General features: G+C 58.6%; 18 protein-coding genes. 14 read left to right on the top strand and 4 right to left on the bottom strand.

Annotation, left to right across the window (positions count from 1 at the left end; genetic code table 11):
- Nucleotides 1–395: 395 nt before the first annotated feature.
- The 3 genes from M7439_RS07405 (at nt 396) to disA (ending at nt 5350) form a co-directional block, all read left to right on the top strand.
- Nucleotides 396–2885 carry an ATP-dependent Clp protease ATP-binding subunit gene (locus M7439_RS07405; RefSeq protein WP_298347203.1) on the top strand — a complete coding sequence of 830 codons (2490 nt, stop codon included), beginning with the start codon at nt 396–398 and terminating at the stop codon, nt 2883–2885.
- Between the two features lie 82 nt (nt 2886–2967).
- A complete protein-coding gene (locus tag M7439_RS07400) occupies nt 2968–4242 on the top strand; it encodes an ATPase domain-containing protein (RefSeq protein WP_298347202.1) in 1275 nt (424 codons plus the stop codon).
- 4 nt (nt 4243–4246) lie between these two features.
- Entirely contained in the window at nt 4247–5350 is a 1104-nt protein-coding gene (gene disA / locus M7439_RS07395) for a DNA integrity scanning diadenylate cyclase DisA (protein ID WP_298347200.1), read from the top strand.
- On the opposite strand, the gene M7439_RS07390 is transcribed toward disA, so the two are convergent.
- A complete protein-coding gene (locus M7439_RS07390; protein ID WP_298347198.1) occupies nt 5258–6031 on the bottom strand; it encodes a Crp/Fnr family transcriptional regulator in 774 nt (257 codons plus the stop codon). The two genes, disA and M7439_RS07390, sit on opposite strands and share 93 nt — an antisense overlap.
- 85 nt (nt 6032–6116) lie before the next feature.
- Here M7439_RS07390 and M7439_RS07385 point away from each other — a divergent pair, with 85 nt between their 5' ends.
- Genes M7439_RS07385 through M7439_RS07370 form a run of 4 tightly spaced genes read left to right on the top strand, consistent with a single transcriptional unit; the run spans nt 6117 to nt 9021 of the window.
- Nucleotides 6117–6596 (top strand): CarD family transcriptional regulator, encoded by a 480-nt coding sequence (locus M7439_RS07385; RefSeq protein ID WP_298208510.1) that lies wholly within the window; start codon nt 6117–6119, stop codon nt 6594–6596.
- 11 nt (nt 6597–6607) lie between these two features.
- Nucleotides 6608–7687, top strand: coding sequence for a 2-C-methyl-D-erythritol 2,4-cyclodiphosphate synthase (gene ispF / locus M7439_RS07380; RefSeq protein WP_298347196.1), 1080 nt, complete (start codon nt 6608–6610; stop codon nt 7685–7687).
- Between the two features lie 28 nt (nt 7688–7715).
- The gene (rlmB, locus tag M7439_RS07375) at nt 7716–8450 is read left to right on the top strand and encodes a 23S rRNA (guanosine(2251)-2'-O)-methyltransferase RlmB (protein WP_298347194.1); all 735 of its coding nucleotides are present in this window, start codon (nt 7716–7718) and stop codon (nt 8448–8450) included.
- Nucleotides 8440–9021 (top strand): HEAT repeat domain-containing protein, encoded by a 582-nt coding sequence (locus M7439_RS07370; RefSeq protein WP_298347192.1) that lies wholly within the window; start codon nt 8440–8442, stop codon nt 9019–9021. Before rlmB ends, M7439_RS07370 begins: the two co-directional genes overlap by 11 nt.
- Here the strand turns inward: M7439_RS07370 and M7439_RS07365 are convergent.
- From M7439_RS07365 to M7439_RS07355, 3 genes are read right to left on the bottom strand one after another with little or no spacing between them, the layout of a single operon-like run.
- Nucleotides 9012–9992: a rod shape-determining protein gene (locus M7439_RS07365; RefSeq protein WP_298347190.1), complete on the bottom strand. Its 981-nt coding sequence runs from the start codon at nt 9990–9992 to the stop codon at nt 9012–9014. The genes M7439_RS07370 and M7439_RS07365 overlap by 10 nt on opposite strands.
- Entirely contained in the window at nt 9993–10184 is a 192-nt protein-coding gene (locus tag M7439_RS07360; protein WP_298347188.1) for a hypothetical protein, read from the bottom strand. It lies immediately after the preceding gene.
- Nucleotides 10177–10686, bottom strand: coding sequence for a molybdenum cofactor biosynthesis protein MoaE (locus M7439_RS07355; protein WP_298347187.1), 510 nt, complete (start codon nt 10684–10686; stop codon nt 10177–10179). Before M7439_RS07355 ends, M7439_RS07360 begins: the two co-directional genes overlap by 8 nt.
- A 260-nt stretch (nt 10687–10946) precedes the next feature.
- Between M7439_RS07355 and M7439_RS07350 the strand changes: the two genes are divergently transcribed.
- The 7 genes from M7439_RS07350 to M7439_RS07320 all read left to right on the top strand — a co-directional run bounded on the left by M7439_RS07350 (nt 10947) and on the right by M7439_RS07320 (nt 18073).
- On the top strand, nt 10947–12110 hold the full coding sequence (locus tag M7439_RS07350; RefSeq protein ID WP_298347186.1) for a zinc-dependent metalloprotease: 1164 nt from the start codon (nt 10947–10949) through the stop codon (nt 12108–12110).
- Nucleotides 12111–12242: 132 nt separating this feature from the next.
- Complete coding sequence (gene icd / locus M7439_RS07345; protein ID WP_298347184.1) at nt 12243–13439, top strand: NADP-dependent isocitrate dehydrogenase; 1197 nt, start codon at nt 12243–12245, stop codon at nt 13437–13439.
- A 101-nt stretch (nt 13440–13540) separates the two neighbouring features.
- Nucleotides 13541–14524 carry a malate dehydrogenase gene (locus M7439_RS07340; RefSeq protein ID WP_298347182.1) on the top strand — a complete coding sequence of 328 codons (984 nt, stop codon included), beginning with the start codon at nt 13541–13543 and terminating at the stop codon, nt 14522–14524.
- A gap of 460 nt (nt 14525–14984) precedes the next feature.
- Nucleotides 14985–15440, top strand: coding sequence for an arsenite efflux transporter metallochaperone ArsD (gene arsD, locus M7439_RS07335; protein WP_298347181.1), 456 nt, complete (start codon nt 14985–14987; stop codon nt 15438–15440).
- On the top strand, nt 15433–17226 hold the full coding sequence (gene arsA / locus M7439_RS07330) for an arsenical pump-driving ATPase (RefSeq protein ID WP_298347180.1): 1794 nt from the start codon (nt 15433–15435) through the stop codon (nt 17224–17226). The genes arsD and arsA overlap by 8 nt, the downstream gene beginning before the upstream one ends.
- A gap of 36 nt (nt 17227–17262) precedes the next feature.
- Entirely contained in the window at nt 17263–17619 is a 357-nt protein-coding gene (locus M7439_RS07325) for a DsrE family protein (protein ID WP_298347178.1), read from the top strand.
- A gap of 160 nt (nt 17620–17779) precedes the next feature.
- On the top strand, nt 17780–18073 hold the full coding sequence (locus M7439_RS07320) for a DUF167 domain-containing protein (RefSeq protein ID WP_298347176.1): 294 nt from the start codon (nt 17780–17782) through the stop codon (nt 18071–18073).
- Nucleotides 18074–18196: the final 123 nt, after the last annotated feature.

The following is an 18196-nucleotide window of genomic DNA, read 5'->3' as shown; positions in this document are numbered from 1 at the left end:
AGCCAGCAAATTGTTGGTTGGGTTTTGGTCAAGTCGGGACGATAGCAGCCAAGGATGAGAGACGTCGTTGTGGGCATCAGGACAACCTTACTGCGAGTGGATTCGCGCCCTAGAAGGTTTGGCAGGTGAGGTTGGGCAAGAAACCTGGGGGTTGTGTGAGGGGGATCGGTTGGCCGTCGTATGATCAAGGATGCGTGGCGATAGGTTGGATAGGGGACCCCAGGGATGACGGGGGACCCAAGGGATAGAGTGAGAAAACGGTGTTCTCACGCTATCCAAGATGTAGGCGGGCATGGAAAGCTTGTCGTTGGTGTTGACTAGACTGATGAAAACATAGATCGGGATTGTGTCGCCGGGTGACTCCGGCTAGGAATCTCGATGAGGAGGCAGTTAACTTGTTCGAACGTTTTACGGATCGTGCTCGCCGGGTATTGGTGCTCGCTCAGGAGGAAGCTAAGCTTCTCCACCACAATTACATTGGCACGGAACACATATTGCTTGGTCTTGTGCACGAAGGCGATGGGATCGCCGCAAAGGCGCTCGAGTCACTTGGTGTCACGTTGGAGAGCCTCCGGGAGGAGGTTGTCAAGCTTGCTGAGCCTTCGTCGGGCCCTACACCGAACTCTCCAGCCTTTACCGTAAGCGCCAAGAAGGTGCTTGAGTATTCATTGCGAGAGGCACTGCAGCTCGGCCACAACTACATCGGTACCGAGCACATGTTGCTTGGCCTCGTCCGTGAGGGTGAAGGAACCGGGTCGAAGGTGCTGATGAACCTTGGTATCGATCTGACGAGAGTGCGTTCTCAGGTCATGCAGATCCTTACCACCTACGAAGGTAAGCAGCCGGCTGGCGCAGGGGTGGGTCCATCGACCGGTCAGGAGCAGTCCGGAGGGTCTGCCGTCCTTGACCAGTTTGGTCGCAACCTCACACAGATGGCTCGAGAGCACAAACTCGATCCAGTCGTTGGACGTGATCGTGAGATCGAACGGATGATGCAGGTTCTCTCGCGCCGACAGAAAAATAATCCCGTGCTGATCGGTGAGCCTGGCGTTGGTAAGTCCGCCATTGTGGAGGGTCTTGCTGAGAAGATCGTGCAAGGCGACGTTCCTGAAACTCTGCGAGGCAAGCAGATCTACACCCTTGATCTCGGAGCCTTGGTGGCGGGAAGCCGGTATCGCGGTGATTTTGAGGAGCGGTTGAAGAAGGTTCTCAAAGAGGTGCGTACCAAGGAGAACATTGTTCTCTTCATCGATGAGATCCATACCCTTGTCGGTGCTGGTGCCGCAGAGGGAGCGATTGACGCTGCTTCGATTCTCAAGCCAATGCTGGCCCGAGGTGAGCTACAGACGATTGGGGCGACCACGATCGATGAGTATCGCAAGCATTTCGAAAAGGATGCTGCGCTTGAACGTCGATTTCAGCCGATTACGGTGGGAGAACCCTCGATCGAGGATACCTTCGAGATCTTGAAGGGCCTTCGTGAGCGCTACGAATCTCATCACAACGTAACCATCACCGATGAGGCGCTCGTAGCGGCCGCCAATATGGCCGATCGATATATCTCGGATCGTTTTCTTCCCGATAAGGCGATTGATTTGATCGACGAAGCGGGTAGTCGACTGCGTATCAAGCGGGTAACCTCTCCGCCTGAGTTGCGTAAGATCGATGATGATCTGGTGCGCACGCGCAAAGACAAGGATTCAGCGTTAGCTCGCCAAAACTTCGATGAGGCGAAGCGGCTCTCGACGAAAGAGGGCGAATTGGCCCAGCGCAAGAGTGAGCTTGAGGCATCCTGGAAAGAGGAGGGCAAGGAGCGTTACGGAGTTGTCGATGAGGAGGTCATTGCTGAGGTTCTTGCGATGTGGACGGGTATCCCTGTCAATCGTTTGACCGAGGAGGAGACCGCCAAACTGCTCCGGATGGAAGATGAGCTCCACCGCCGTATCGTTGGGCAGCAGGAGGCGATCTCTGCGCTGTCTCGTTCGATCCGACGCACGCACGCTGGGTTGAAGGATCCAAGGCGTCCCTCTGGCTCCTTTATCTTTCTTGGCCCAACCGGTGTCGGTAAAACTGAGCTTGCCAAGACATTGGCGGAGTTCCTCTTTGGCGATCCGGATGCATTGATCCAGCTCGACATGAGCGAGTATATGGAGAAGCACACCGTGGCACGCCTGGTTGGCTCCCCTCCTGGGTACGTCGGCTATGACGAGGGTGGGCAGTTGACCGAAGCGGTGCGAAGGAAGCCATTCTCGGTGGTGCTCTTTGATGAGATCGAGAAGGCGCATCCCGACATCTTTAACACATTGCTGCAAATCTTGGAGGATGGTCGTCTAACCGACGCCCAAGGTAGAGCTGTGGACTTTAAGAACACCATCTTGATCATGACCTCAAACCTGGGTAGTGCCGATCTGCACAAGAGTCAGGTGGGATTCTCGAAGAACACCGACGCTGTGAATCATGAGAAGATGCGAATCAAGCTCAATGAGGCTCTGAAGTCGCACTTTAAGCCCGAGTTTCTGAACCGTATTGATGAGGTCATCGTGTTCCACGAGTTGACGCAGCCAGAGGTAGAGCAGATCGTTGATCTCCTATTCAAGCGGATACAGACGCAACTTGAGACCAAGGCGATCGGCATTGAGCTGACCGAGTCGGTGCGTGCACATCTAGCCAAGGTCGGCTACGACCGCGAACTCGGTGCACGTCCGTTACGACGCACGCTGCAACGCCTGATTGAGGACCCGCTCTCTGAACGATTGCTCAATAAGGAGTTCCATCCAGGCGAGATGGTAGTGGTTGATCTGGATGGGGAAGACGTCGTCTTCCGTGTGATCGAAGGGGTTGATACCACGCCGATGGAGCTCGCTGAGTCCTCAAGCGCTGAATAGTCTTATCGTCGCTTGCCTGAGGGGATGTGCGCGCATCGTTGGTAGGGCATGGCTGTCTGAGTCTCGAACTAGACCGGAGTAGATGAAGCAGAGATTTCGGTGCTCCGGTTGTGGTGAAGTCCATCTTGCCTGGATGGGTCAGTGCTCTGGCTGCGGCCAGTGGGGTCTTATCGCCGAGGAGACTGTCGCCGCGTCGGCGACAAAGGCGTATGAGGCACCTGTGCCACTCTCGAGGGTAGTGCGTGGGCGTCAGCGGCGTTTGACCTCCGGTGTATCGGGCTTTGATGAGCTACTCGGAGATGGATTTGTCCTCGGATCCGTAGTCCTCGTCTCGGGTGAGCCGGGCGTGGGGAAGTCCTCGCTCATTCTTGGTATGTCGGCCAAAATCATGGAGTCGACCCCTAGTCTTTACATCTCGGCAGAGGAGACGAGTCTGCAGCTCGCTGAGCGAGCGGAACGTTTGGCTGGCTCCTACGACCAACTACTTGTGCTCGCCACTCGCGACAGCGATCAGGCGTTGGCGGCCATGGAGGCCACCGAGGCGAGGTTTATCGTCATCGACTCGCTACAGGCCCTGGCCATCGGGGTGACCTTGATGAAGGAGTTTGTAGACGCGGTCGTGAAAGTAGCCAAGCAACGTGAACTCGTGGTCGTCGTCATTGGCCAGGTCACCAAGGATGGAGATCTTCTGGGTCCTCGGTACGTGGAACACATGGTCGATGCCTCGTTGATGCTTGAACCCACTGGTGCTCCTGGAGTACGCCGCGTAATGGTGAGGAAGAATCGGTTTGGCCCAAGTGATGGGGTTCGCCGTCTCTCGCTCGAGGCCAACGGTATCCATATGATCGAGGAGAGCAATCGCCTTGAGGGCACCCCAGAGGTGGGACGGGCCTGGGCTGGGGTGCGCGTGGGACGACTGGCTCAAGTCGTTGAGGTTAATGCGCTGGTAGGAGCGAAGTCCAAAGGCAGACTCCTCTCGCGTGGGATTGAAGTTGATCGGGTGCGCTACCTGATGTCGGTGATTGACAAGCACTGCGATCTCGATCTTTCGGAACGCGAGGTGCTTGTTGCCATACCCAGTGGTGGTGTCGTCGTCGATCCTCGGATCGACCTGGCACTCGCTATCGCGTTGGTGAGTTCGCGGCGTGGGCACGCGCTCAAGCGGCCACTGCTGGCCTGCGCTGAGATCGGGTTGCTCGGCGAGCTGATCCCTGACGATGCGATTCGTGGGCTGACCCAATCGCTGCCGGTAGCTCCTGGCGAGATCATTACGCCCCGAACGCGGCCCTATTTGCGCGAGGTTCTTGAGGAACTCGGTCTCTATAAGCCAGAACGTCTGCAGGTGGTAGGCTTGTAGCCAAATGAGTGCATCGACGACTGAGTTTCAGCAAACAGCACTGGCCCGGGTGGCTCCCGGAACGCTTTTACGCGCTGGGCTCGATCGTATTCTTCTGGCCCGCACCGGTGCCCTAGTGGTGCTCGGTGATGCGGCGGAGGTGCTAGAGATCTGCACTGGTGGCTTTCTGATCGAGGCGGCGTTTTCGCCACAAAAGCTTTTTGAGCTGGCAAAGATGGACGGAGCAATCATTCTCTCTGCGAATGGAACCAGAATCGTGAGAGCCAATGTCCACCTCGTGCCCGATCCGCGTCTGGTCACCACCGAGACTGGGACGAGACACCGGACAGCAGAGCGTGTGGCATCGAGCGTTGACGCAGTGGTCGTGGCGGTCTCCGAGGAGTTGTCGGTGATCTCGGTCTACTATCGCAATCATAAGCAGACACTCCAACCGATCCCGGCGGTGCTGTCGCGGGCGAGTCAGGCTCTGTCGACGCTCGAGCGTTACCGGGAACGGTTTGAGTCGGTGCTCACCAGTCTGGTGCCGCTGGAACTCAATGGTCAAGTCACTTTTCGCGATGTGCTCTTTGCACTGCAGCGTGGCGAGATGGTCCGTCGGATTGGTGCCGAGATTGAGGGATATCTACTCGAATTGGGCACCGACGGACGACTACTCGCGCTGCAGTCGGCTGAGATCTCTCTCGACTTCGAGGAGCGCTTCGATTCGTTGATCTTTGATTTCCTTGGCTATAGCGATCCGATTGAAATCGAGGCTGTCCGTGACTCGCTGGCGTCACTTTCGACGGATGATGTGACCGATCTGCGCACTTTTGCGGGTTGGGTCGCGCGCCAAGCGATCTGTGAGCCGCTCCGGCAGATCAACGTCGATCATCAGGGCGACCTATCGCTCTTCACGCTACCGTCACGGGGTTCTCGTATCCTGAGCAACATCTCGCGCATCCCTACCGCAGCGGTTCGGGTGCTCTTAGACCGTTACCCAACCCTTGATGCCATCCGTTCGGCCTCCGAGCAGGAGCTAGGAGCGCTCGACGAGATTGGGCCCGATTGGGCCCGTGTGATCAGGGAGGCGCTCGGTGTGACACCGATCGTCACCCCACTGGAGCGCTAGGAGGGTTAGCTTCTCTAGGTCAAGGACTCGGTAGAGGTGGTGACCACGAATCTCCAGCGCTCCGCACCGTTGGAGGACGCCCAAGGCCTTATTGGTGCGCTCTCGCGAAGCTCCCACCAGGCTGGCGATCTCTTCTTGCGTAAGGTTAAGTACAAACTCAGTCTCACCTTGGGCAAACTCAAGGATGCGTCGCGCCAGACGGTTGATGAGATCCAGGTTGAGCGCCTCGACAAGACGGTCATCGTTATCGCGAATCCGTGCTGCGTAGGCACTGAGGACTCTCTGTGCTAACGAGGGATCGCTTGCGATGCTCTCGCGTAGCAATGGGTAGGGGATTGTGAGGATGGCCGACGTCTCGAGCACCTGTGCGGTTGAGGTACGTGGCGCATCGTCAAAGAGACTGAGGTCGCCGACGACCGCACCCCTGGCTTTGATTGCAAACAGGCTTGGTCGACCCCAGGGACCGGCAGCGAGCAGGCCAACGCGCCCTGAACAGATGAGATAGCACTCGTCTCCGGGGGTACCAATTTCGTAGAGTGTCTCACCTCGGTGACGACGTAACAGATGCGCTTCGAGAAATTGCGGAGCACAGAGCGCTCCGGGGAAGTGCGAAAAGACAGGATGTTCCCGCAAAAGTGAGACCGCCATAGCGGTATCGTCGACACCAGCCCACTTGAGCATATCCACCCCCCTGCACCCGACCTGGTATACTAATAGAAAAGTTCAGTTAATCCTTACTGTGTGTCCTTCCTGGAAGGCGGTTTCATTGTCATTTGAAGTCGGCGACAAGGTCGTCTATCCCCACCATGGTGCTGCCATCATCGAAGATCGGGAGCGGCGTGAGGATTTTGGTGAAGAACGTGAGTACTTCGTCCTCAAGATTGCGTATGGGGATCTGACGGTTCGTGTCCCAGTTGAACTGGCCGAAGAGGTTGGTTTGCGCGACGTGATCAACGATGAAGAGGTGGAGGAGGTCTTCGCTGTCCTTGGCAAGAAGGACGCGCGAATGCCAACAAATTGGTCACGGCGTTACAAGAATCATGTTGAGAAGTTGAAGTCGGGCGACATCTATCAGGTGGCAGAGGTTGTTCGTAATTTAACCATCCGCGATAATGATAAGGGTCTTTCGGCGGGTGAACGACGGATGTTAGCCAAGGCGCGTCAGATCCTGGTCTCGGAACTTACCTTCGCCCTGTCGGTTACTCCTGAAGATGCTGAGGGGCGACTCGACAAGGCACTCGCGTAGCGGAGCGGTTCTTGACGGTTGGCACCCTGATTGTCGCTGCCGGATCCGGGGAGCGATTCGGAGGCCACAAACAATTTGAACGCATCGGCGGGGTGAGTCTGCTCGATTCAGCGATCGCCCAAGCACGGTCGGTCTCGAACCAGATCGTGGTTGCCTTGCCGCTAGGCTACGAACTCCCGGAATCTACCCCGGAACTGATCTATACCTTTGGCGGCGCGACACGCACAGGCTCCGTCGCCAATGCCTTTCGAGTACTTGGTGATGATGTCGAGTATGTCCTCGTGCACGATGCAGCCCGTCCCTTTGCATCGCCAGCGTTGTTTGAACGAGTGGTGGCGGCGCTCGCTCGGGGTTGTGCAGCGGTGGTGCCTGCGATCAGCTCCGTCGACACGCTCAAGGTCGTTGAAGGAGGGATGGTTCGCCAGACCCTCGACCGTAGCAGTATCGTTCGAGTGCAGACGCCACAGGGTTTTGCTCGAAAGGTGTTAGCCGAGGTCGTTGAGGCGGAGCAGGACGCGACTGACGAGGCGGCCATCGCCGAGCAGTTGGGTTACCCAGTGACGATCGTTGCGGGTGAGGAACTCGCCGCCAAGATCACACTGCGCAGCGATCTGGATCGATGGCGCATTCCACGGGTTGGGCTCGGTTTTGACATTCACCCCTTCGATCCTGACGGAGGTGGTGATCTGGTCCTTGCGGGCGAGCACTTTGGACCACCGGGGCTCGTCGGTCACTCAGATGGAGACTGTCTCGCCCACGCTGTTGCCGATGCGATCCTCGGTGCCGCTGGCATCGGTGGTATCGGAGATCTCTTCCCCGATACTGATCCTGCGTTGCGTGGTGCGAACTCGATGGTTCTCCTTGGTGAATGTCTCGACGCCATCGCCGCAAAAGGGTATCAAATTCACTCAATCGATGCCACGATCATCGCAGAACATCCACGTCTCGGTCCATCGCTTGGTGCCCTGGGGCGCGCGCTCGGCACGGTCCTGGCTGCCCCGGTGTTGGTCAAGGCAAAGCGTGCTGAGGGTCTTGGGGCTCTCGGCGCTGGCCTCGGTGTCGCGACCTTTGTCGTGGCCACCGTTCTATGAGTGAGTGTCGTTCTATGGGTGAATGTCGATGAGTGAACGTAACGTCGGGGGGACCCAGGTGGAGGGTCGCCGGGCTGTCCTTGAGCTTCTGCGCGCTCGGCGCCGGTTGGTGCAGGAGGTCTGGTGCCAGCGTAGGGCCGTCGACGAGGAGATTGTCCAGGTGGCGGCCTCGGTCGGCGTACGGGTGCGCGAGGTCAGCGAGAGTACCTTTAGGGAGCGGGCCTCCTCCTTCCAACCACAGGGAGTCCTCGCGATTGCGGAGCCTCTGCGATCACGGGCCCTTGACGAGCTTGTGGGAGCGGATGCCCTGTTGCTGGTGCTTGATCGCATACAAGATCCCCAGAATCTCGGTGCCATGTTGCGCAGTGCGGCCGGAGCTGGCGTGAGTGGGGTTATTCTGCCCGAGCGCCGTGGGGCGCTCGTCACACCAGCGGTGACCAAGGTTGCCTCTGGTGCGGTGGAGTACCTCGACTTTGCGGTAGTTGCCGGTATCCCCAACGCCTTAGCATTCCTCCAGAAACATGGGGTGTGGACCGTCGGTCTCGCCGCCGAGGCCGATACCGTCCTTGCCGAGTCCAACCTCCTCACGGAACCGCTTGCGCTCGTCGTCGGTGCCGAAGGCGACGGACTTGCGCGGCTGACGCGACAGCGCTGTGATCTCTTGGTCAAGATCCCGATGGCACCATCGGTAGCGTCGCTCAATGCCAGTGCCGCAACCGCGGTCGCCCTCTTTACCATCGCTGGAGCTCGTCGTGGCGGATGAGCTTGAGGTCCTCCTCCATGGGAGTCGTGCGGAGTTGCGAGCACTGCTCGAAGTGTTGCCCGCCGAACACTTGGCGCAGGGGCATCGAGCCTATCAACGAAGATTTGGTCCAGATGAAGAGATCTTGGAGATAGCACTTGCTCATCCAGATGCTCGGGTCGGCATTGCTGCAGTGACGGCTGTTCCAAACGATCGGCGCTCGAGCGTGCATGCGAAGCGATGGATGGAAGATGGTTCGTGGCTCGTCGCCGAATTTGGAGCTTTTGTCGCGGGTGAATTGGAGGACCCCGAGCTGGTTCCACGGTTGATCGAACTCGCTACTGATCACGAGGAACTGTTGGTGCGAGAGGCTGCGCTGGCGAGTCTCGGCGCCATTGGAGACCAACGCGCGATACCAGTGGTACTCGCTGCTCTAAGCGCCAAGAGCGTCTACCTACGCCGGAGGGCATTGGTGATCTCTGTGGCCTTTGAGTCACCCGAGATCGACCGTGCGGTTGAGGCGCTCCGAGATGATCGTGATGCGCAGATCCGCCAGCTCTTTGTCGATCTTGAGCGAGATCCTTACCAGTAGATCTTGGTCGGGTTCACGGCATGAATCACCGAGAGCCCGCGGACGACGGCGAGTTCGGGTTCTGCGATGGTATGCACCTCTACGCCAAGGCGTCGTTCGAGTTCGGGTGCCAGGCCCGGGAGATGCGCACCACCACCGAGGAGCCACAGTCCACGATCAGCGACGTCGGTCACCAATTGGTTTGGGGCCTGCGAGATACATGAGGTGATCGTTTGAGTGATGAGCTCAAGGCCTGGGAGAATAGCGGCGAAGATCACATCCTCAGTGATCACGCCACTCTCGCTCTCCCCGTTGGCCAAGCTCCTACCCCAGATCTTGGCCTGGACTCCGCGATGGCTGCGCTGGAAATCGATCAGCTCAATCAAGATGTCGTTGGCGACCTCCTCCGAGATGACGAGGTCGCAGGTGGTCTTGACGGATTCGCGAATGGCGCTGCGCAATGAGCTCACGCCGGTTGGGCTCGTAGCTCGCGCGGCGAGTTTGCCAAAGGACACGATGCCCGCTTCGACTAACGATTCGCCGAGGACCACCGTCATGGTACCGACTTCGCCGAGCACATCCTGATCAATACCGGCGGTAGCTGCGATCGGCGTCTCCAACGGGGTGACGGTCTTGGCATTCAACTTCTCGATGCAGCGTTTGAGTGAGGCGATGTCGAGTGGAGAGGCGTGAGTCGTGGCCGCAACGAGCACCTCACTGCGCCCGAAGGAGCGTACACCGATCGATCGAAGCGCCTGTTGGAGGAAGCCACTCAACACTCCCGGATCGGCCGGCGCTCCCCGTTCCATAATCCTGACCAGCCTGGTCTTGGAGCCGCTCCGCAACACCTCTTGGCTTGCGTTCGCACCGATAACCTTCACCGTTTTGCGATCGAGGTCGTAGGCAGCCTCAGAAGCGACGGTTAAGATCGGCTCGTTGCCGATCTGAATACGCGTGAAGGCAGCGCCGATGTCGAGGGTGATGAGCGCCATCTAGGACCGTGATGAGCCAGCGCCTGGAGAGGCAGGTTCATTACGGTGTTGCTTGTTGAGAGCACGACGCATACTGTCGAAAGAGCGCACGCCGTCGTCGATCGAGACCGGCTTGACCCGATGCAACGAGCTGAGCAGTCCGATGATAACGACAAAGGCGATTGGGATCAAAACGTATAAGAGTTCAGCCATGGGAACCTTTCATTGGGGTTGGAATATCTTGTAGAGGTGTCGCTGATGACGACCACTGTGCCCCCTGCTGGTTCTTCTCTTGTTTCCAGATCGGGACGGCGACCTTGATGGTGTCGATGCCATAGCGACTTGCCCCGAAGGCAGCATCGCGGTGTCCAGCGCTACAGCCTACGAGGACGCTCGACGCACCTGTCGGCACCTCGCCGAGGCGGTGCATGATCACGAGAGATCGAACCTCTTCGAAGGTCTCCTCGATCGATGTTGCGATCTCGCCGAGGCGATCGGCGACGAGGTCAAGATAGGCTTCGTAATGGATCGCAGAGACTTGGTCCATCTCGGAGGAGTAGGTTCGAACGGTTCCAGAGAAGAGCACGATACCACCGGCATCCGTTCGATTGAGGAAGTCATAGACCAAGCCCACGTCAAGCGGTTCATCGGTGAGCTCGAGCCAACGCCGAGGCGTTTGAACTCGCCACGGTAACGATGGCCGTGGTGCCTCCATTTGATGTACTCCTCCTCGTGCTGCCTGATCGACTCAGTTGCCCTACCCCTAAAAGGATAGGCTTCCTAGCCGATGAGTCGGTGCTAATCGCCGGGATTCACACCGAGTTCTTAGCTGGATCTCAGTCGCAGGGGCGCAAGAGTAACGCCTGGCTGCGCGGTGGTATGCGGGTCTGAGTCCTCCCGCTGGGCGACAAAGTTCTCGGATGGTCCTTCTCGGCTACACTTAGAGGCGTTGTCGTCGATTTTGTGGAGGTAGTGGTGGCCGATTCTGATGAGCCAATCAACCCGTTTCAATTCATGATGGATGACATCATGAAGGCGATCGGATCGGCAAATGTTGACCCCCAGGGTCTACGACGGCAGTTTATGGGCCTCGCGCTCGGCGCTGAGTCTGCCAACGCACTCCCGGCCATGAGCGAGCGCACAAGGGTGGAGTCCCTCTTTGATCTTGCCACGCGACACCTTGAGGCGGTGGGATTCCTCTCGAGCATCCCCTGGTCCCCTCGGCGTCTCCTCGTCGAGCGCCCCGTCGACATCGCGGAGCGGTGTCTTGAGGGACTGAAACCGTACCTCGACCTGCTCGCTTCGGCGCTGGCGGGCAGTGTCCCCTCGGGCTCGATGGATCTGTCCTTGGGTGCTGAGACGGATTTTGCGTCTCTCGCGGCGTCGCTGTCGGCCTCGTTGGGCCCAATGTTTTCCAATGCACAGGTTGGATCACTGGTCGGCCATTATGCACTCTCAGCGCTTGGTACGCAGGATCTCCTTTTGCCGCTCACCCCGCCAGGGGATCTCGGTGTGATCGTAGGCAACCTGCAGCGAGTGGCTACGGCGATTCACGTACCGCTCGACGAGGTGGCGCTCTACTGGAGCATGCGCGAACTCATCGTCTCTAGGGTCCTGGCGCAACCGGTGATCCTCGATCGGTTCGACACCGAGCTCCGACTCTATCTACTCGACCTCAAGGCTGACACCACCCGCATGATGGAGAGCTTTACCGAGGGTGCGATGTCAGACCCGAACTTTCTCACCAATTTTGACCCCACGGCGATGCTTGAGCAGTCCACGAGCCCTGCTCAAGTAGCCAACGTGGCAGAGTTGCAGACGACGATGGCGGTGGTGCAGGCCTTTGTCGAGCTGGTGATGGCCCAGATCGGCCCTTCGGTTTTTGGGAGCACGACCTGGATTGAAGGGATGAATCAGTACCTCGACGAGGACCCGGCCCGGTCGGTGATGGCGTCGGTCTTTGGGATCACACTGGCGGAGGTGCGGGCGCGTGCTGAGCGCTTTGCGGGTGAGATCGATGGCACCGAGGACGATATCGCTGCCCTCGTGGCCGCGCTCCACGACGCATCGCTGTTCCCAAGCCCAGATGAGTTCGACGACCCTAATCTATGGCGGTTACGGCGCTCGGTCGACAACTGAGCGCGCCGAGCGCGGCACCGCACGATGGATCTGATCGTCTGGTGGTCTCCTGGTGTCAGTCCCCGCCGCATGACGGTCGGCGCGCCGATCCTTGATTGGAAGCCGGGGGCTCTGCAAGAGTAGAATCGGCTTATGGCTGAGAAATTGACCCTCGATGCGCAGGGCAAATTGGTAGTTCCTAACGACGTCGTATTGCCCTACATTGAGGGTGACGGCACTGGTATTGATATCTGGCCGGCAGCCCAGCACGTCTTTGATACCGCGCTCGCAAAACACGGTCAGCGCGTCTCCTGGAAGGAGGTGCTTGCGGGAGAGAAGGCCTATCGTGAGACGGGCGAGTGGTTGCCCGAGGCGACTATTGAGGCGTTCCGTGACTATCGTGTTGGTATCAAGGGTCCATTGACGACGCCGGTCGGTGGTGGGATTCGCTCTCTCAATGTCGCCATTCGCCAGATCATGGATCTTTACGTATGTCTTCGCCCAGTCCGTTGGTTTCGGGGCGTGCCTTCACCGGTGCGTCGCCCGGAGTTGGTGGATATGGTGATCTTCCGGGAGAACACAGAGGATGTCTATGCCGGTCTTGAGGTGGCAGAGGGCACCCCTGAGGCAGCCAAACTCCGTGAATTCCTTCATGACACCTTTGGCTGGGAGATTCGAAGTGACTCCGGCATAGGGATTAAGCCGATCTCGAAGACTGGATCGCAGCGACTGATCAGGGCAGCACTGAACTATGCACTCGAGCACCATCGTCGTAGCGTCACCTTGGTGCATAAAGGCAATATTCAAAAGTTTACCGAGGGAGCTTTTCGTTCCTGGGGTTACGAACTCGTCAAAGAGGAGTTTGCTGACCGAGCGGTGAGTTGGGAGGAGTGTCACGGAGATCCTGGGGACCGTCTGTTGGTCAAAGATGCCATCGCTGACAATGCGCTCCAACAGGTCCTTACGCGGGCGGATGAGTTCGACGTGATCGCAACGATGAATCTCAATGGAGATTACCTCTCCGATGCGCTAGCGGCACAGGTCGGCGGAATTGGTATTGCCCCTGGAGGCAACATCAACTACGTTACCGGACACGGCGTTTTTGAGGCGACCCATGGGACCGCACCCAAGTATGCGGGACAGGACAAGGTGAATCCGGGATCCGTGATCCTCTCGGGTGTGATGATGTTCGAGTATCTCGGTCTCCAGGAGGTGGCTGATGCAATCACCCGTGCTCTTGAGGAGACCATTGCAGCCAAGATTGTCACCTACGACTTTGCCCGTCTCATGGAGGGTGCCACTGAGGTCTCGTGTTCGGAGTTCGGCCATGCGATTGCGGAACGCATCTAGGGGACATCGAATTTGGTCCGAAGAACATCGGTTCGTCGGCTGGCGGTGACCGGTCACTATCGATCACAGATGAGAATGTTGATGAGAAAGGAAGAGAAGAGATGAAAGGTCCAGTCAAGGTTGCGGTTACGGGCGCGGCAGGACAAATTAGTTACTCGCTGTTGTTTCGGATTGCGGCTGGCGATGTCTTTGGTGCTGATGTGCCAGTGGAGCTGCGGCTGATTGAGATCGACCCAGCGATGCGCGCGCTCGAGGGCGTGGTGATGGAGCTCGATGACTGCGCGTTTCCAAATCTTGTCAATGTTGTGAGCACGAGCGACCTGAAGGTCGGCTTTGACGGCGTGAGTTGGGCCTTGCTGATTGGATCGGTCCCACGCAAACAAGGTATGGAACGGCGAGATCTGCTCGGCATCAACGGTGGAATCTTCAAGCCACAGGGACAGGCGATCGCCGCTTCGGCGGCGAATGACGTCCGTGTTGTCGTGGTGGGTAATCCTTGCAACACAAACTGTCTCATCGCGAGAGAGAACGGCAAAGATGTTCCGGCGGATCGCTGGTTTTCCATGATGCGACTCGACCAGAATCGTGCAATGACGCAGCTGGCCAGAAAGGCTGATAAGCCGGTGACGTCGGTGACCAAGATGGCAGTCTGGGGTAACCACTCTGCGACACAGTTCCCGGACTATTACCATGCCGAGATCGATGGCATCGAGGTTCCAAAGGTGATCAGCGATCACACCTGGCTCAGCGGTGAGTTCGTCACGACCGTGCAAAAGCGCGGAGCGGCGATCATTGAAGCCCGAGGAGCCTCGTCTGCGGCATCCGCGGCAAACGCGGTGATCGATACGGTTCGCTCGATCGCCACCCCGACGCCGGCGAACGATTGGTTTTCGGTCGGAGTGATGTCGCACGGAGAGTACGGGATTCCCGAGGGTCTCCAGTTCGGATTCCCGATCCGTTCGGATGGAAACTCCTGGGAAGTCGTCACAGGACTCGATCACAACGAGGCTGCTCAGGACGCGATCGCCACGACGAGGGACGAGCTGTTGGGCGAACGATCAGAGGTTACCGAACTGCTCCCTTGAGTGATCCACGCACCCCGCCAGTGCGACCCCGCCAGTTTGACTCTGTTGGGTGGCTGCGCGTTGTGGTCGTCATTTCCTGGTCCAGAGTGTGGTTTTCACGAACGTGCGTCGGGTGGAGAACGTCAACGCAACGGATGACGCTGGGGTCGATGGTAAGCGGCCAAGCGTTGTTCGAGGGTACGCAAGCGTGAGTTGACCCACCGTGTCAAAACCCTGACGTCCTGGTGCCAGCGAACCTTCCTTGTGCAAGTCGTCACTCCTTCGATGGAGTCGGTTAGGACCGATGCTGCCGAGGCCGGCTTCTTGCCTGTGCATTACGTTGATGAATGACGTCGTTGGGTCGGTCTTCCCTCGATGGCTTGCTGCTGCGGCGATTGTGCTAAACTGATCGTTGTTCGACGATAAGCGATGTACTTCACGTCATCGAGATCGTGGGCTGGTGATGGAGGAGGTAGCAGTAGTGGCAATCGTTGAGGTTTTTGATCCCGCAATGTGCTGTTCGACAGGTGTCTGTGGGCCAAGTGTTGACCCGGCACTATCGACTTTTGCAGCTGACCTCACCTGGCTTGGTGGTCAAGGGGTGACGGTCGTTCGATACAACCTCTCACAGGAGCCCGGCAGTTTTGTGGAGAACTCCGTGATCCAAGCGTTGCTCGCCAAGGAGGGTGAGGGGGCATTACCGGCAGTCGTTGTCGCCGGGGAGCTGCTCTCCTATGGACGCTATCCGACGCGCGATGAGTTGATCACTTGGTCGCTCCGTGCCCTCTCCGGGCAGGGTCCGACGGCTACGGTGCAGGCTGAGGTAAGTGATGCAACGGATGCTGGCTGTTGTGGTGGGGCCGATTCGACGCTCGTGCAGATGGGCGCAAAGAGTGCCCAAGGAACGGAACCGAACGGATCCGGTTGTTGTGGCTAACCGACCAGCGATCCTCTCTGGCTTATTGAGCGCGCCCCCACGCTTTCTCTTCTTCACCGGGAAGGGCGGTGTCGGCAAGACTTCAACAGCGGCGGCGACCGCGGTGGCCTTGGCCGATCAGGGGCGACGGGTACTGTTGGTCTCGACAGATCCGGCTTCGAACCTTGATGAGGTGCTCGAGACGACACTTGGATCGACCCCTCGTGGCGTACTCCCTGGCTTGGACGCGATGAATATCGATCCCGTTGCGAGCGCAGCGGCCTACCGAGAGCGCGTCGTCGGTCCGTACCGGGGGCTTCTTCCTGACTCCGCCGTTAGGAGCATTGAGGAACAACTATCAGGGGCGTGTACGGTTGAGATCGCTGCCTTCGATGAGTTCACCTCGTTGCTGGCCGAGCCTCGTGCAACCGAGCAGTACGACCATGTCCTCTTCGATACCGCACCAACCGGCCATACGTTACGGCTCCTGGCCTTGCCGGGAGCTTGGAGCGACTTTATCGATACCAATACCCTCGGGACCTCCTGCATTGGGCCGTTGGCCGGCCTGGGCAATCAGCAGGATCGCTATCGTCAGGCGGTAGCCACCCTAGCCGATAGCGCACAGACCGTGCTGGTCTTGGTGGCGAGACCTGACCCCATCGCGATCGATGAGGCAGCGAGAGCGGCACAGGAGCTTGGCGCTTTAGGTATTGCGCACCAACGTCTCGTACTCAACGGGATGTTTGTCGCAACTGGTGAGGGCGATCCCCTCGCTGACGCCATGGCCGCCCGTTCGCGCGTGCTCGTGCGAGATCTCCCCCCGGCCTTGGCTGCGATTGAGCGTGATGAGGTTGCTCTCGTCGATTTCAGCTTGAATGGAATCAGTGGCCTGCGGGCCTTTGTCAGTGGCGTCGGGCCGGGAGCTCCCCACCCGAGCGAGGCGACGATACCGGAGGAGCTCGGCTTTGACGAGTTGATTGACGAGTTGGCGCATCGGGGCAATGGGCTTGTACTGACGATGGGCAAGGGTGGGGTTGGCAAGACAACCCTCGCGGTTGCGGTCGCCCTCGAACTCGCTCGTCGGGGTCATGAGGTTGAACTAACAACTACCGATCCAGCTGACCATCTGGGAGCGGTACTTGCTGATGCGGGCCAAAGTGTCGCCGAACGACTGCATGTCGGTCGTATCGATCCTGAAGTAGTGACACGCTCCTATACCGCAGAGGTGCTTGCCAAGGCCGGCGCTGACCTCGAAGGTGACGCACTCGCAGTCCTCAAGGAGGATCTGCGCTCACCGTGCACCGAGGAGATCGCCGTCTTTGGTGCCTTTGCTCGTATTGTTGCCCATGCCAGCGATCACTTTGTGGTCGCCGATACCGCGCCAACCGGCCATACGGTACTCCTGTTGGACTCAGCGCAGACCTATCACCGTGAGGTAGCCCGCCAGGGTGGTGAGGCGTCACCTGAGGTGATGCAGTTGCTTGCGCGACTGACCGATCCTACGTACACGTCGGTTTTGGTAGTGACCCTACCTGAGGCTACGCCCGTGCATGAAGCGGCCTCACTCCAGGAGGACCTTGAGCGTGCCGGTATTCACCCCAAGGCCTGGATCGTGAATCAGAGTCTTTTGGCGGCCAAGGTCACCGACCCGATCCTTCGGGCCAGGGCGATGCGTGAGACAGAGATACTCCAGGAAGTCGCCCGGCGCGCAGGTGGTCGCGTGGCGGTGGTCCCGATGGTATGCGAGGCACCACAGACCATTGAGGAGTTCCATCTGCTTGTTGGGACCACGATGGCGCTACGGTAGGCGAGTCAAGATCGCATGAAAGAAGGGAAATAGCTCATGGCTAAAGTCGTTGTTCATCTATTCCATGGGGACCCAGATTCGTTGTCAGCAGGATCGCATGTCGCCGAAAGGGTGCGCCAGGTGGCCGCAGATCAGCACGTTGAACTGGAGATCTATTGTTTTGGCCCGGCACAGGCGGCGCTCAATGGCAGTGACGGCGACGCTGTGGTCACCGAGTACAACGATCAACTTGATGCCTTGATCGCAGCTGGGGTCCCGGTCGGGACCTGTCGCAACGCCGCTGAGGCTGCAGGTACCGAAGAGGCGTTGCGCAAGCGTGGCTTTGTGCTGCAGTACGCCCGCGACGCCTTTGTCAGGTATGCGCTCGAGGGCGCAACAGTCATCGGGTTCTAGGGAGGGAGCCAAGGTCCTGCGCGGCTGGGTAGATCGATAGTCAATCGCTACAAGAGTTGCCGTCTCCGACTATGGCTGTTCGATCAAGAGTCGGTCTGCGAATCCGTCGCTGTCAGGTTCGCTGACGGTCTTGAGTGAGATCGACGCTAGTCTCGCCACTATGGAGGATCGTACTGAGGAGATGGTTGATCTTCATGTTGTGGTTCGTCCCGGGCGAAGGATCGAGCGCCTCAGTCGGTTGAGTGATGGATCCCTCGGCGTCGAGGTTCGGGCGCGACCGATCGAGGGGAAGGCGAATGAAGCGACTACGGCGCTCATCGCCCACGTTGGCGGTGTCCCAAAGTCTTCCGTCGTTCTGGTAGCTGGACCCAGCGCGCGGCACAAGGTGGTAAGGGTCCCAAAGCGTTGCGCTGATCGGATCCATGAAGTTCTCCCCGTTGTCGATATCCGGTGAACCCTTGGATGTATCGTTGACGGCAGAGCGCGTCAAACGGTACATTGGTGATGGATACGGGTCGCGTGAGTGGCTGCTCTTGGAAGGCGCTGTTGCGTCGGGATCGCTCACGGGTTAGGGCCG

The sequence above is a fragment of the Ferrimicrobium sp. genome, from assembly GCF_027319265.1.
Lineage (GTDB): Bacteria > Actinomycetota > Acidimicrobiia > Acidimicrobiales > Acidimicrobiaceae > Ferrimicrobium.
This window is presented reverse-complemented; position numbering and strand designations above follow the sequence as displayed.

Excerpts from the sequence above, each read along its gene's own strand:
- M7439_RS07400 (WP_298347202.1), top strand. The coding sequence starts at position 2,968 with ATGAAGCAGAGATTTCGGTGCTCCGGTTGTGGTGAAGTCCATCTTGCC.
- disA (WP_298347200.1), top strand. The coding sequence starts at position 4,247 with ATGAGTGCATCGACGACTGAGTTTCAGCAAACAGCACTGGCCCGGGTG.
- M7439_RS07390 (WP_298347198.1), bottom strand. The coding sequence starts at position 6,031 with ATGCTCAAGTGGGCTGGTGTCGACGATACCGCTATGGCGGTCTCACTT.
- rlmB (WP_298347194.1), top strand. The coding sequence starts at position 7,716 with ATGAGTGAACGTAACGTCGGGGGGACCCAGGTGGAGGGTCGCCGGGCT.
- M7439_RS07365 (WP_298347190.1), bottom strand. The coding sequence starts at position 9,992 with ATGGCGCTCATCACCCTCGACATCGGCGCTGCCTTCACGCGTATTCAG.
- M7439_RS07360 (WP_298347188.1), bottom strand. The coding sequence starts at position 10,184 with ATGGCTGAACTCTTATACGTTTTGATCCCAATCGCCTTTGTCGTTATC.
- M7439_RS07355 (WP_298347187.1), bottom strand. The coding sequence starts at position 10,686 with ATGGAGGCACCACGGCCATCGTTACCGTGGCGAGTTCAAACGCCTCGG.
- icd (WP_298347184.1), top strand. The coding sequence starts at position 12,243 with ATGGCTGAGAAATTGACCCTCGATGCGCAGGGCAAATTGGTAGTTCCT.
- M7439_RS07340 (WP_298347182.1), top strand. The coding sequence starts at position 13,541 with ATGAAAGGTCCAGTCAAGGTTGCGGTTACGGGCGCGGCAGGACAAATT.
- M7439_RS07325 (WP_298347178.1), top strand. The coding sequence starts at position 17,263 with ATGGCTAAAGTCGTTGTTCATCTATTCCATGGGGACCCAGATTCGTTG.
- M7439_RS07320 (WP_298347176.1), top strand. The coding sequence starts at position 17,780 with ATGGAGGATCGTACTGAGGAGATGGTTGATCTTCATGTTGTGGTTCGT.